Source organism: Pseudomonas sp. 1L-B-1-E-C1 (assembly GCF_057291835.1).
This window is the reverse complement of the sequence record NZ_JBXAWN010000002.1, coordinates 134,614-147,464: the sequence shown is the minus strand read 5'-3', so window position 1 is coordinate 147,464 and position 12,851 is coordinate 134,614. Positions and strand designations below refer to the sequence as shown.

Genomic DNA, 12,851 nt, shown 5'->3' with positions numbered 1-12,851 from the left:
ACGCGGCTTTCCCGATTGTTTGCGTCGGATATCCTTTCACCGTTCGAGACGTTGCCATGCCTTCTTTACCGTGGTCCGACATCGATACCGTTCTGCTCGACATGGACGGCACGCTGCTGGATCTGCACTTCGACAACCATTTCTGGCTCGAGCACCTGCCCCAGCGCTATGCCGAACTGCACGGCATCAGCCGGGCCATGGCCGAACTGGAATTGCAGCCGTTGTTCGAACGCCACGCCGGCCAGTTGCAGTGGTACTGCCTGGATTTCTGGAGCGCGGAGCTGAAGCTGTCAGTGCGCGAACTGAAACAGGAGACCGCGCACCTGATCGCCCTGCGTGCGGATGCCGATACCTTTCTCGACGCAATCAAGCGTGCCGGCAAACGGGTGATCATGATCACCAATGCGCACCGCGATTCGCTGTCGTTGAAACTGGAACGGATCGAACTGGCGCCCTACTTCGAGCGGCTGATCAGCTCGCATGACTATGGTTATCCCAAGGAGAACCCGCAGTTCTGGGATGCCTTGCAGGCGGACATCGGTTTCGATCCGGCACGTAGCCTGTTCATCGACGACACTTTGCCGATCCTGCGCAGTGCGCGGGATTTTGGCGTGGCGCATTTGCTCGCGGTGAAAGAACCGGACAGCCGCAAAGGGCCGAAGGACACAGCGGAGTTTGCCGCAGTCGAAGATTACCGCGATTTGATTGCAGGGCTTTGACCCCTGTAGGAGCTGCCGAAGGCTGCGATCTTTTGATCCTGGTTTTAAAAATCAAGGTCAAAAGATCGCAGCCTTCGGCAGCTCCTACAGGACTGCGTTATTTTGGAATGCGCAGTTTTTGTCCCGGATAGATCTTGTTCACATCCTTGAGCATCGGTTTGTTGGCTTCGAAAATCTTCTCGTACTGGTTGGCATTTCCATAGACGCGCAGCGAAATCGCACTAAGCGTGTCACCTGCCTTGACCTCGACAAACTCGGCGGCCACCACAACCGGGCCTGTCACGGTGATCTGATCATCGACGCTGCCTACGCCCGAAATGTTGCCTACCGCAAGCAGGATCTTTTCCTTTTCTTCCTGGCTCGCCACTTCACCGGTGACCGTCACCTTGTCGCCATCCACGGTCGCCTGCACGTTAGGATTGCCCAGCCCGACCTTGCTGATATGTTCCTTCAACTGCTCACTGGCGTTGGCATTGCCCGGGGTCAACAGATCGATCAGCTTCTCCCCGGCCTCTTTCACAAAGCTCAACAGACTCATAGCGCACACTCCTTGATTTAGGTTCCAGTCGTCCAAGACTAGACCACCCCAGCCAAACCCGGTTCCAGTCCGACCAATGACGCTGCCGCGCCGCAGGCGGTAGAATCTCCACACCCCGCCAACCGCCCGGAGCGAAGATGGACATCAAGCAGCTGAAATTCCTCATCGCCCTCGACGAAACCCGCCATTTCGGCCAGGCCGCCGCGCGCTGCCACATCACCCAGCCGACCCTGTCGATGCGCTTGCGCAGCCTCGAAGAAGAACTTGATCTGCCATTGGTCAACCGCGGCCAGCGCTTCGAAGGCTTCACCGCGCCAGGCGAGCGTGTGCTGGCGTGGGCGCGCACGGTGCTGGCGGCTTACGATGGCCTGCAGGCGGAAGCGGCAGCCTGTCGCGGCAACCTGATCGGTACGCTGCGCCTGGGTGTGGTACCGCTGTCGAGTTTCGATCCGTTGCCGCTGATGCAACGTCTGCACGCAGCGCACCCGGAACTGCGCTTCGAGCTGTCGTCGCTCAGCTCCGAGCAGGTGCTCGAACACTTGGCCAATAACCGCATCGACATCGGCGTGTCGTATCTGGAACGCCTGGACGGCGAGCGTTTCGATTCGCTGGCCTTCAACGAGACGCGCATGGGCCTGCTGTATGACGAGCGTTCGTTCAGCTTCGGCGAAGAACCTCTGAGCTGGGAATCGTTGGTCGAACTGCCGCTGTGCATGCTCACCAGCGGCATGCACTTTCGCCAGTCCATCGACCACAACTTCCACAGCCGCGGCCTGACGCCGCAGCCGCTGCTGCAAACCGACGCGGTGCATCAACTGCTGCAAGCGGTACATGGCGGCTTTTGCTGCGCGATCATGCCGCTCGACGGCGGCGCGGAAAACCTCGCCGATCACCTGCGTCTGCAACCCATCGAGAATGCCCATACCCTCGCGCCGCTGGGCCTGATCATGCGCCGTGGCGCGCCGCGCTCGGCACTGGCCGAAGCCTGTTTCGCGCTGTATCAAAAATCGCCATAAGACGCTTGATCGACAGCGTCTATCGGTAGATCGGTAATAGCGATTAGACGCGACAAGTTGCCGCGCCTAGTCTTAACCCTGATCAAACCGTCGGTGATGCCATGAACGCCAAGCGCCCAGCCTGCGCGGCGCCAGCAATCGAAACGCCCGCGCCTGCCGCCAGCCAGACCTACAGCTACAGCGATCTACCCTTCGAGGCATCGGCCTGCACCGCGCTGGCCGAGGAAGTCGCGTTGGCGATCGCCTACAACGGCATCAGCCAGGCAGTGATGCTGGTCACCCCGACTGACCTCGAAGATTTCATCGTCGGGTTCAGCCTTGGCAGCGGCATCATCGAAGACGCCAGCGATATCTACGATCTGCAACTGAGCGGTGCCGGCTCGGCGCAATACGCGCAAGTGACAATTGCCAACCGGGCGTTCTGGAACCTCAAGCAGCAACGTCGGCAGTTGGCCGGCACGAGTGGCTGCGGGCTGTGCGGTGTCGAAGCGGTAGAACAGGCACTGCCTGATCTCAAAGTGTTGGCGGGCGCAGCCTTGCCACCGATCGAGTGGCTAGATGGCCTGCGCCAGCGCATCGGCGCGTTCCAGCCGCTCGGTCAGCACTGCGGCGCGGTGCACGCGGCGGTGTTCATGGATGCCAGCGGTGAATTGCTGCTCGGCCGCGAAGACATCGGCCGACACAACGCGCTGGACAAGCTGATCGGCGGGCTGATCCGCCAGAAGATATCCACTGAAGGCGGGCTGGCGATTGTCACCAGCCGTTGCAGCCTCGAACTGATCCAGAAAGTCCTGCGTGCCGGCATCCAGACCCTGGTCAGCCTGTCGGCACCCACCGGCCTGGCCGTGCAATGGGCCCGGCGCCACAACCTCAATCTCATCCACCTGCCGCAGAAAAGTGCGCCGCGGGTGTACAGCCCCGCGATGGAGAATCAAGCGTGAGCCAACATCATCAAGCCGACCAGAAACCTGTTCCGCGCTACAAGCCTTACAAAGGTGCCGCCGGCGGCTGGGGCGCCCTGATCAGTGTGGCCCAGGCCTGGTTGACCAGCGACAACGCCCTGAAAAACCTGCGCATGATGCTCAAGACCAACCAGAACGGCGGCTTCGACTGCCCAGGTTGCGCCTGGGGTGATTCGCCGGAAAGCGGCATGGTCAAGTTCTGCGAGAACGGCGCGAAAGCGGTGAACTGGGAAGCGACCAAACGCCGCGTCGATGCCAAATTTTTCGCCAAACACAGCGTGACTGCGCTGCTTGAGCAGAGCGATTACTGGCTGGAATATCAGGGCCGTCTGACCGAGCCTATGGTTTACGACGCTGAGTCAGATCACTACAAGCCGATCAGCTGGGAAGATGCCTTCGCTCTGATCGGCAAGCACCTGCGCAATCTGCCGAGCCCGGATCAGGCCGAGTTCTACACCTCCGGCCGCGCCAGCAACGAAGCGGCGTATCTGTATCAGCTGTTCGTGCGTGCTTACGGCACCAACAATTTCCCTGACTGCTCGAACATGTGCCACGAGGCCAGCGGCGTGGCATTGGCGCAGAGCGTCGGTGTCGGCAAGGGCACGGTGACCTTTGACGACTTCGAACACGCCGATGCGATTTTCGTCTGGGGCCAGAACCCCGGCACAAACCATCCGCGCATGCTCGAGCCGTTGCGTGAGGCGGTGAAACGCGGCGCCCAGGTAGTCTGCATCAACCCGCTGAAAGAGCGCGGTCTGGAGCGCTTCCAGCATCCACAGCACCCGATCGAAATGCTCACCAACGGCGACAAGCCGACCAACACTGCCTACTTCCGCCCGGCACTCGGCGGTGACATGGCGGTGCTGCGCGGCATGGCCAAGTTCCTCCTGCAATGGGAACGCGATGCGCAAAAGGCTGGTGAGCCAGCGGTGTTCGACCACGATTTTCTCAATGCCCACAGCACCAATGTGCTGGAGTATCTAGGCATCGTTGACGACACGTCGTGGGAGCAGATCGTCGAGCAGTCCGGTCTGACGCTGGTCGAGATCGAGCAAGCCGCGCGCATGTACGCCAAAGGCAAGAACGTGATCATGTGCTGGGCCATGGGGATCACCCAGCACCGTCATTCGGTGCCGACCATTCAGGAGATCGCCAACCTGATGCTGCTGCGCGGCAATATCGGCAAACCTGGCGCCGGTCTGTGCCCGGTGCGTGGTCACAGCAACGTGCAGGGCGACCGCACCATGGGCATCAACGAGCGTCCACCGGTGGCGTTCCTCGATTCGCTGGAACGTCGCTTCCAGTTCAAGGTGCCGCGCCACAACGGGCACAACGTGGTCGAAGCGATCCATGCGATGGCTGAGGGTCGCGCCAAGGTCTTCATCGGTCTGGGCGGCAACTTTGCCCAAGCCACCCCGGACAGTTCGCGCACTTTCGAAGCGCTGCGCAACTGCGACCTGACCGTACAGATCAGCACCAAGCTCAACCGCAGTCACCTCGCTCACGGTAAAGACGCGCTGATCCTGCCGTGCCTGGGCCGTACCGATATCGACATCCAGAGCGAAGGCGCGCAAGCGGTGACCGTGGAAGACTCGTTCAGCATGGTCCACGCCTCCAACGGCCAGTTGCAGCCGCTGTCGAACCAGATGCGCTCGGAGCCGTCGATCATCGCCGGCATCGCTGCCGCCACGCTGGGCAGCCAACCGGTGGACTGGAACTGGCTGGTGGCCGATTACGGGCGCATTCGCGAACTGATCGCCGACACCATCCCGAACTTCAAGGACTTCAACGACAAGATCAAAAACCCGGGCGGCTTCTATCTGGGCAACTCGGCTGGTGCCCGCAAGTGGAACACGCCGTCTGGCCGGGCCAACTTCCGCGCCAACCAGTTGCCGAAAGATCTGGTTCACGAACGTACCCGTGCCACCGGCCAGGTGCCGGATCTGATCCTGCAATCGATGCGTTCTCACGATCAGTACAACACGACGATTTATGGTCTCGACGACCGCTATCGCGGCGTGAAGGGCCAGCGCGACGTGCTGTTCGCCAATGAGGCCGACATCATTCGTCTGGGCTTCCGTCCGGGGCAAAAGGCCGACATCGTGTCGATCTGGGATGATGGCCGCGAGCGTCGAGTGAAGGGCTTCACGCTGCTGGCATTTGATATTCCAGCCGGTCAGGCGGCGGCTTATTACCCGGAAGTGAATCCGCTGGTGCCATTGGAGAGCACCGGGGATGGCAGTCATACGCCGACATCGAAGTTCATTGCGATTCGGTTGGAAGCGGCGAGTGAGACGGGATTGATCATGGCTAAATCCGCCTAAAGCGGTGTCAGTACCGGCCTATTCGCGAGCAAGCTCGCTCCCACATTGGAATGCAGTTCAAATGTGGGAGCGAGCTTGCTCGCGAAGGCGGTAGGACATTCAATACACTTCTTCCGGCTAGCACTTTTCAAACGTCCACAAAAAAGGCCGTTTTTGTATAAAAACGGCCTGTCCGAAGTAGCTAAAGACCGGCGAAAATCGGTTAAGTTCCGGTGAAAAAACAGTAACTTGCAATATTGTATACAAGTCGTGTTATTCGTCGGATTTTGATTGTCACGCCCAATGCAGAGCCTCAGGATCGGCGCCGTCATCCCTTTGAGGCTCATCCTCTATGAAGTTCTCCTCGATTCTCTTGTTGTCCCTTGGCCTGGTCAGCGGCTTCGCTTCTGCCGGAGGCACCACCGAAGCAGGTGTGGGCGGCGCATTGGGCGGGGTTCTTGGCTCGGTCGTCGGTCAATCGTTAGGCGGCAATACAGGTTCCACCATCGGCGCAGCCCTGGGCGGCGCGGGTGGCAGTGCGGTCGGCGCAGACAAGCGCAGCCGTGGCGAAGCGGCCATCGGCGGTGCACTGGGTGCAGCCGGCGGTAACGTTGTCGGCCGCAGCCTTGGCGGCACCACCGGCAGCCTGATCGGCTCCGCCGCTGGTGGCGGCGCAGGTGGCGCGCTGGGTAACTACATGGGCAACAAGAGCGACGACGATGATCGTCGTTATGACCGCCATGATGATCGCCGCTACTATCGCGACCGTGGTCATCCAGGTCGCGGCCATGCCTACGGCCACCGCAAGCATCACAAGTACTATCGCCACCGTTAAGGCGAAGGCTTGAATGAAAATCGCAGCCCCTGGGGCTGCGATTTTTTTTGCGTGATCAGATGACCAACCGTTCCAGGGCCTCGCGCAAACCGGCAGGAATCGGCACCGGCTGATTGCTCGCCCGATCGACAAACACATGCACGAACCGCCCCGCCGCACACGCCTCGCTTTCGCCGACCTTGAACACAGCCAGTTCGTATTGCACCGAACTGTTGCCCAGCTTGCCGACCCGCAGCCCGATCTCGATCAGATCGGGGAAAGCGATCGAGGCAAAATAATCGCAGGCAGAACTGACCACGAACCCCACCACTTCGCCGTCATGGATATCCAGGCCACCGACCTGAATCAGATAGGTGTTCACCGCCGTGTCGAAGAAGCTGTAGTAGGTAACGTTGTTGACGTGACCGTAGGCGTCGTTGTCGTGCCAGCGTGTGGTGATGGGCTGGAAGTGGGGGTAGTCGGTGCGTTGTGGTGTCGGGTTGGACATTGATCAGCAATTCCCAAGGCTATTTTGGCGAGTCTAATTCAAAATATCGGCACAGCTTTCGCGAGCAGGCTCGCTCCCACATTGGAATGCGCCAACCTGTGGGAGCGAGCCTGCTCGCGAAGACGTCAGCACGGCCGACAAGTGTCAACGATCGGCAAACCCCTTCCCCTGCGCCGCCAGCTCGCCAATCAGCCGCGCCGGCTTCCACTGATCGCCCTGGCGCGTCTCCAGCGCCAGCAAGCGCTGATGGATATCCGCCAGCCCTTGCTGATCCGCCCAGGCCATCGGCCCACCCTTTTCCGCTGGAAAACCATAACCGTTCAAGTACACCAGATCGATGTCACGGGCCGAGCCGGCGATGCCTTCCTGCAGAATCTTCGCGCCCTCATTGACCAGCGCCAGCAAACAACGCTCAAGAATTTCTTCGGGGCCGATCTCGCGCCGTTGAAACCCAAACTCTTCGCTGACCCGCAGCACCAGCGCATCCACTTCAGGATCATGCTCGGCCTGTCGACTGCCCGGCTCATAGTGGTAATAACCGTTACCGGACTTCTGCCCGAACCGGCCCAGCTCGCACAGGCGGTTATCCACCTGAACCTCGGGCGCATCTTGCCCCTTGCCAGCTAGCTCCCGAGCACGCCATTCCAGATCTATGCCGACCACGTCGTACATGCGAAACGGCCCCATGGCAAAGCCGAAGCCTTGCAGGGCAGCATCCACCTGCTGTGGATAAGCGCCTTCGAGGAGCATCTTGCGCGCTTCAAGAACATACGGATGCAGCATGCGGTTGCCGATGAAACCGTGGCAATTTCCCGACACCACGCTGACCTTGCCCATGCGCTTGCCGAGTGCCAGCGCTGCCTCCAGCGTCGCTGGCGAGGTTTGCGCACCGCGCACGATTTCCAGCAGTTTCATGATGTGCGCCGGGCTGAAGAAGTGCAGACCCAGCACCTGCGCCGGGCGCCGCGTCGCAGCCGCGATGGCGTCGATATCCAGCGCCGAGGTGTTGCTCGCCAGCAGAGCCTCAGGCTTGAGCAAACCATCCAGCTCACGAAAGATCTTCTGCTTCAGCTCGAGGTTTTCGTACACCGCTTCGATCACCAGGTCGACATTACGAATCGCTGCGTAATCCGCCGCCGCAGACACACGAGCAATTCGCGCATCCGCTTCGGCCTGATCGATGCGGCCCTGACGCACGCTGTGTGCATAAGTTTCGGCGACGGTCGTCAGCGCCTGCTCAAGCATCTGTGGATTGTTATCCACCCACTGCACGCTCACGCCGGCATTGGCCAGGCACATGACAATGCCCCGGCCCATGGTGCCCGCGCCGATCACCGCAGCTTGCTGGATTTCGAAGGATGTCTGGCTCATGTTGTTCTCTTGTGGGTGGCCCGAAGACAGATTCCAACCTTAGTCAGGCCACGACGCTTTTTGAAGTTTATTAGCGTGATGATCGACATTCAGCGGATGGATGCAGCGCCTGCCTTGATGACCCCTGTAGGAGCTGCCGAAGGCTGCGATCCTTTGATCTTGAAGAAATCAACATCAAAAGATCGCAGCCTTCGGCAGCTCCTACAGATCAGAGGTGCTCTTGCGCCCACTCGCGGACTTCAGCGTAGGGATACTCTTCCAGCGCCGCGAATCCTGGAATCGCGCGTGCCTTGAGCTTGGTGAACAACGGCACGCTGATACCGCACAGGAACCGCGTCAGGCGTTCGACCGATGGAATACGCCCTGTGTGCTGCTCATGCCTGTGGATAAATTCACCACATAATTCTGCGAAGTTTTTATCCACAAGCGCCGGCAGCGCTGGCGGCTCAGGCAACCGGGCGACATGGCCATGACACACCGAACAATGGCCACAACGCTCGGGGGCATTGTGATCACCGAAATATTCGGCCAGGCGATAACCCAGGCAGCGTTGGGTGGCGAACACCTCAAGCATGGCGTGAATCCGCGCCACCTCAGTCTGTTCGTGGCGGGTGAAATACTCGTGCAGCTCAGCGCTCAGGGCGTCGCTGGCAAAATCACAGTGCAGCAGGCTGTAAACCTCGGTCATCTGCTTGCTCTCCAGCTCGACCCAGCCCTTTTCCTGGAAGTAATCCAGCGCTGTCACTACGCGATTGCGCTCGGCGGAATACTGCGAATACATCGCCTCGAAATCTACCGTGGCCCAGGTGCGTGCTCGCGCGGACGTTCTGATGATCGCCGCAACGAAATCCCTGCGTTCGCCTTCGAAGCGCTGGAGCAGTGCCTCCGGCTCGAGCAAATATTTGAAGCGATACTCCGCGTAATAGGCGTAACGCGGAGCAATCAGGCCGCGCAGTTCCAGCTGCACCAGCAAGGTCTTTAACGGCAGCGAGCGAATATTGCTCTGATCGGCGAGTGGCCCGAGCAGAAACTCCCATTGTCCGTCCGGCACTGAGGCTTTCAGTTCGTCGAGCACATAGCGAATTCCGTCGCGCTCGGGCGTGTCGCCGTAGACGAAGTTCTCAAGCACATTGAGGCTGTCGCGGTTGGCCAGTACCAGGCAATCCGAGGGCTGACCGTCACGCCCGGCGCGACCGATTTCCTGGCTGTAGTTTTCGATGGATTTGGGCAGGTCGAAATGTACGACGTTGCGAATGTCGCTCTTGTCGATGCCCATCCCGAAGGCGATGGTGGCAACGATGCAATTGGACTGCCCGGCCATGAAGCGCCGTTGAATGCCATCACGCTGATCGTGGGGCAAACCTGCGTGATAAGCCTCGGCCTGGATAACGTTGCGTTGAAGATGCTCGGCGATTTGCTCGGCGGTCTTCTGCAACGTGACGTAGACAATGCTCGGTTGCCCGGGACGCTCGGTCATCCATTCGACCAGACGTCGGCGCTTGTCCTGGCCACGCACAGGCTCAACCAGCAGGTTGAGGTTGGGCCGATAGAAACCGGTGGTCACTACATCCACCGGGGCGATCGCGAATTTCTCCTGCATGTCGGCAATGACTTTCGGTGTGGCTGTGGCAGTCAGCAGCAGAGCCTGCGGGATGTTGAACTGGCGCTGGTAGTCCGGCAATTTCAGGTAATCGGGCCGAAAATTGTGGCCCCATTCGGAAATGCAGTGGGCTTCATCGACCACCAGCAACGAAATCCGTACCTGCTGCAAGAAGTTGCGGAAGCGCTCGTTTTTCAGGCGTTCGACCGAGATCATCAGAATTTTCAACTCACCCGAACGCGCACGGGCCATGACATCGTTAGCATCCTCGCGGCTCTGTGCCGAATCGATGCTGCCCGCCGAGATACCGTGGCGCTTGAGAAAGGCCAGTTGATCCTGCATCAACGCCAGCAACGGCGAGACCACCAGCGTCAGGTGCGGCAGCAGCAGTGCCGGCAGCTGGTAGCAAAGTGATTTACCGGAGCCGGTGGGAAAGATCGCTGCCGCCGAGCGCCCCGCCAGCACCGCGCTGATTGCGGCCTCCTGACCGGGTCGAAATTGTGGATAACCAAAAACCTGTTCCAGGGTGTGGTGCATTCGCTGTCACTCCTTTGACTGCTGCCATGCCGAAAGCCTAGCGGGCGATTGCAGCAAGTCGAGAAAAGGTCGGGATTGAATCAATACTGAATGATACATGGGAAGCGAAACGAAGCGCGTAACAATCGAAACACCTCAACAAACTTTCGAAAAGCTCAACTACATATACATAACACACTTCAAAGTACAAACGCGGATACAACAGCGCGCTTTATTTATAACGACCTCTCAAACTAACTTGGCCGCTCTTATTCATAAGCAAGAGCAACGAAATGACAACTTTAACAATCTTTTTCTGCGGCACCGGCTCCAACAAGTTTGATGTCCACCATAAAAACTTCTGGGATGGCGAAATTGTTTCGACACTCGCGGCAAACCACACCGGCCGCGAGTTCGCTGACTGGATCGTGGTGGATGGCCCGGGCAGTGGCAATCTGCAAGCCGATGATCTATTTACCAAAACCAAGGCCTACGGGCTGTCCGGGACGCTGTTTGGTAAAGGCTGGGACGAAAACGTACAGCACGCCATGAACATCATCAAAGGCAAGTGCGACTGGCAACGCATTCAACTGACTGAAAAGGAATATAACCGCCTGAAAAGCGCAGGCATTCCGATTGAAGATGTGAAAGTCGAGGGTTCCTGGTTCTGGCGCAAATATAACTATGGCGATCGCAGCATCACCCAACAGAAGTTACAGGAGCAAATCATCAGGACTTTCCGCAAGGGCGGAGTAATTCCTGCACGGATCAATCTTGTTGGCTGGAGCCGCGGCGGAGTCAGTTGCCACATGTTGGCCAATGCAATGTTCAAGGACGCTGCACTCAAGCATATTCCAGTGAATATCTTTGCAATTGATCCGGTTCCGGGGATCGGCAACTTTCAGGAACACCGCGTCAAACTCCAATCCAATGTCAAGGAGTACATTGCGTTCTATGCCCGTGACGAACGCTCCAAAGGGTTCAGTTGCGTGATCCCGCAGACTGCTACAGGCACGCAAACCTCGATTTATCCAATGGCTGGTCGCCACGCTACCCTCGCCGGCAACGCCACCGCACTCGGGGGCGAGCCGACCAGCAGCAGCGACCTCAATGCGCTGATCGAACCAGGCCGCATCGTTCGCCATCTGGCGGAAACCTGCCTCAAACGCTGGGGCGTGCCACTGGCCAAAACCCTCAACCTGAGCGATGCCGACCTGCGACGCTTCACCGGCGCAATCGTTAGCAACGAAGCACGTTACAAGAAGATGCACAATCAGTCCTACACCTGGTTCACCGAGCTGGACAAAGGTGAGCGCTCTGTCTCGCTGGGCAGCAAGGGTGTGCCCTTCTCGGCAGTGAAAGGCACGATCTACCGGCCAGCAACCGGACTCACCACGAGCCTGCTGGACATTTCCGGCTACCAGCATCTGCGTTGAAAAACGTTGAAGAATCGATAGCAACTTCCGGCAAATAGTTCGTCCCGTTCCTACTTCACGTGACGCCTTGTCGGCTATCGCGAGCTGGCGGTGCGAACCTATAGTCGTGGCTGTCGCTGTCTGTTCAGCGACTTGGGCTTGGTCACCCATATTAGATGTGCATTCACAGTCGTTGTATGCTGCTGGCGCTTTTTGTGTCAGCACGCTTTATGGCGGCTGTGTTCGGGACGCCCTCGGGCGTGCCGGTTGTGAATGCCTCATCGGTTGACCAACCCGAACGCAGTCCGCCACCTATCGCTTGGTCACGGTGGGTGCGGATTCTCATGACGCAAAACGAGGCAAAGCCAATGAAAACCTGGAATCAATTCACCGCCGATCGCTACCGCCCACTCGAATCAAATCTCACCGACAGCAAGCCGCTGATCATCGACACGCAAGCCAACCCGCAAGACATCCTCGAGTGCGCCGTCCAGCGCCTGCGCGCCTCCAGCGACCTTCTGCAAACCCTGTACTGCCTGAGCTTCAAACAAGCCGACGTCGAAGACATCCCCCACATCACCCACGCCCTCTATCTACTGACCCAGGACGGCTGCGACCTGCTGCAAGTCGCACAGACACAAATGCTCAACTGGAAAGCGCCGGCCTAAGCCGAGCAGCCTGATCACCGCCGATCATCTGTCGGCGACCGGGCACCAGTCCTCGTTATCAACACTTCAGCATTGCCTGAAAGTAAGTCACTGGCGTACATTGACCATGATTTTTATTGAGACTTCTGTCTTCACCCGCCGAGTAAGAGAGTTACTGGACGACGATGCCTACGCCACCTTTCAAAAGCAGCTGGTCGCAGACCCGTCTATTGGCGATGTAATCGAAGGGACTGGCGGGGTGCGTAAAGCACGAGTCGCCTCCAAAGGCCACGGCAAACGAGGTGGAGCACGGGTTATCTACTACCACTTCGTTTCAGCATCACAGATCGCGTTCTTGATGATTTATTCAAAAAATGAGCAGCAGGATCTTACCCATGATGAACGGAAAGCACTGAAGGCTATGATTGGAAACTGGAGGTAA

The 12,851-nt window shown here is 58.8% G+C and carries 12 protein-coding genes; 8 read left to right on the top strand and 4 right to left on the bottom strand.

Annotation, left to right across the window (positions count from 1 at the left end):
* The first annotated feature begins 56 nt into the window (after positions 1–56).
* Positions 57–719, top strand: coding sequence for a GMP/IMP nucleotidase (yrfG, locus tag AC0Z4S_RS04355; protein ID WP_071174081.1), 663 nt, complete (start codon positions 57–59; stop codon positions 717–719).
* Between the two features lie 97 nt (positions 720–816).
* Here yrfG and lysM read toward each other — a convergent pair whose 3' ends face one another.
* Positions 817–1,257 carry a peptidoglycan-binding protein LysM gene (gene lysM, locus AC0Z4S_RS04350; protein ID WP_471878315.1) on the bottom strand — a complete coding sequence of 147 codons (441 nt, stop codon included), beginning with the start codon at positions 1,255–1,257 and terminating at the stop codon, positions 817–819.
* Positions 1,258–1,394: 137 nt separating this feature from the next.
* Here lysM and AC0Z4S_RS04345 point away from each other — a divergent pair, with 137 nt between their 5' ends.
* The 4 genes from AC0Z4S_RS04345 to AC0Z4S_RS04330 all read left to right on the top strand — a co-directional run bounded on the left by AC0Z4S_RS04345 (position 1,395) and on the right by AC0Z4S_RS04330 (position 6,373).
* Complete coding sequence (locus tag AC0Z4S_RS04345; RefSeq protein WP_253497984.1) at positions 1,395–2,273, top strand: LysR family transcriptional regulator; 879 nt, start codon at positions 1,395–1,397, stop codon at positions 2,271–2,273.
* Positions 2,274–2,374: 101 nt separating this feature from the next.
* Complete coding sequence (fdhD, locus tag AC0Z4S_RS04340) at positions 2,375–3,214, top strand: formate dehydrogenase accessory sulfurtransferase FdhD (protein WP_485622196.1); 840 nt, start codon at positions 2,375–2,377, stop codon at positions 3,212–3,214.
* Positions 3,211–5,559, top strand: coding sequence for an FdhF/YdeP family oxidoreductase (locus AC0Z4S_RS04335; protein ID WP_485622194.1), 2,349 nt, complete (start codon positions 3,211–3,213; stop codon positions 5,557–5,559). Before fdhD ends, AC0Z4S_RS04335 begins: the two co-directional genes overlap by 4 nt.
* Positions 5,560–5,890: 331 nt before the next feature.
* Positions 5,891–6,373, top strand: a complete 483-nt coding sequence (locus tag AC0Z4S_RS04330; protein WP_471878319.1) for a glycine zipper domain-containing protein — start codon at positions 5,891–5,893, stop codon at positions 6,371–6,373.
* A 55-nt stretch (positions 6,374–6,428) separates the two neighbouring features.
* Here the strand turns inward: AC0Z4S_RS04330 and AC0Z4S_RS04325 are convergent, their stop codons facing one another.
* From AC0Z4S_RS04325 to AC0Z4S_RS04315, 3 genes are all read right to left on the bottom strand, one after another.
* A complete protein-coding gene (locus AC0Z4S_RS04325) occupies positions 6,429–6,860 on the bottom strand; it encodes an acyl-CoA thioesterase (protein WP_485622193.1) in 432 nt (143 codons plus the stop codon).
* Between the two features lie 144 nt (positions 6,861–7,004).
* A complete protein-coding gene (locus AC0Z4S_RS04320; RefSeq protein ID WP_485622192.1) occupies positions 7,005–8,231 on the bottom strand; it encodes a 3-hydroxyacyl-CoA dehydrogenase in 1,227 nt (408 codons plus the stop codon).
* A gap of 208 nt (positions 8,232–8,439) precedes the next feature.
* Positions 8,440–10,368, bottom strand: a complete 1,929-nt coding sequence (locus AC0Z4S_RS04315; RefSeq protein ID WP_485622191.1) for a RecQ family ATP-dependent DNA helicase — start codon at positions 10,366–10,368, stop codon at positions 8,440–8,442.
* A 272-nt stretch (positions 10,369–10,640) separates the two neighbouring features.
* On the opposite strand from AC0Z4S_RS04315, the gene AC0Z4S_RS04310 reads away from it, so the two are divergent.
* The 3 genes from AC0Z4S_RS04310 (at position 10,641) to AC0Z4S_RS04300 (ending at position 12,851) form a co-directional block, all read left to right on the top strand.
* Entirely contained in the window at positions 10,641–11,783 is a 1,143-nt protein-coding gene (locus AC0Z4S_RS04310) for a hypothetical protein (protein WP_485622190.1), read from the top strand.
* Between the two features lie 347 nt (positions 11,784–12,130).
* Positions 12,131–12,430 carry a hypothetical protein gene (locus tag AC0Z4S_RS04305; RefSeq protein WP_485622189.1) on the top strand — a complete coding sequence of 100 codons (300 nt, stop codon included), beginning with the start codon at positions 12,131–12,133 and terminating at the stop codon, positions 12,428–12,430.
* A 106-nt stretch (positions 12,431–12,536) separates the two neighbouring features.
* Positions 12,537–12,851: a type II toxin-antitoxin system RelE/ParE family toxin gene (locus tag AC0Z4S_RS04300; RefSeq protein ID WP_065615365.1), complete on the top strand. Its 315-nt coding sequence runs from the start codon at positions 12,537–12,539 to the stop codon at positions 12,849–12,851.

What these genes read in the sequence shown, in the direction of transcription:
- AC0Z4S_RS04315 (WP_485622191.1), bottom strand. Translation starts at nt 10,368, where the DNA reads ATGCACCACACCCTGGAACAGGTTTTTGGTTATCCACAATTTCGACCC.
- AC0Z4S_RS04300 (WP_065615365.1), top strand. Translation starts at nt 12,537, where the DNA reads ATGATTTTTATTGAGACTTCTGTCTTCACCCGCCGAGTAAGAGAGTTA.
- AC0Z4S_RS04320 (WP_485622192.1), bottom strand. Translation starts at nt 8,231, where the DNA reads ATGAGCCAGACATCCTTCGAAATCCAGCAAGCTGCGGTGATCGGCGCG.
- fdhD (WP_485622196.1), top strand. Translation starts at nt 2,375, where the DNA reads ATGAACGCCAAGCGCCCAGCCTGCGCGGCGCCAGCAATCGAAACGCCC.
- lysM (WP_471878315.1), bottom strand. Translation starts at nt 1,257, where the DNA reads ATGAGTCTGTTGAGCTTTGTGAAAGAGGCCGGGGAGAAGCTGATCGAT.
- AC0Z4S_RS04305 (WP_485622189.1), top strand. Translation starts at nt 12,131, where the DNA reads ATGAAAACCTGGAATCAATTCACCGCCGATCGCTACCGCCCACTCGAA.
- AC0Z4S_RS04345 (WP_253497984.1), top strand. Translation starts at nt 1,395, where the DNA reads ATGGACATCAAGCAGCTGAAATTCCTCATCGCCCTCGACGAAACCCGC.
- AC0Z4S_RS04330 (WP_471878319.1), top strand. Translation starts at nt 5,891, where the DNA reads ATGAAGTTCTCCTCGATTCTCTTGTTGTCCCTTGGCCTGGTCAGCGGC.
- AC0Z4S_RS04310 (WP_485622190.1), top strand. Translation starts at nt 10,641, where the DNA reads ATGACAACTTTAACAATCTTTTTCTGCGGCACCGGCTCCAACAAGTTT.
- AC0Z4S_RS04325 (WP_485622193.1), bottom strand. Translation starts at nt 6,860, where the DNA reads ATGTCCAACCCGACACCACAACGCACCGACTACCCCCACTTCCAGCCC.
- yrfG (WP_071174081.1), top strand. Translation starts at nt 57, where the DNA reads ATGCCTTCTTTACCGTGGTCCGACATCGATACCGTTCTGCTCGACATG.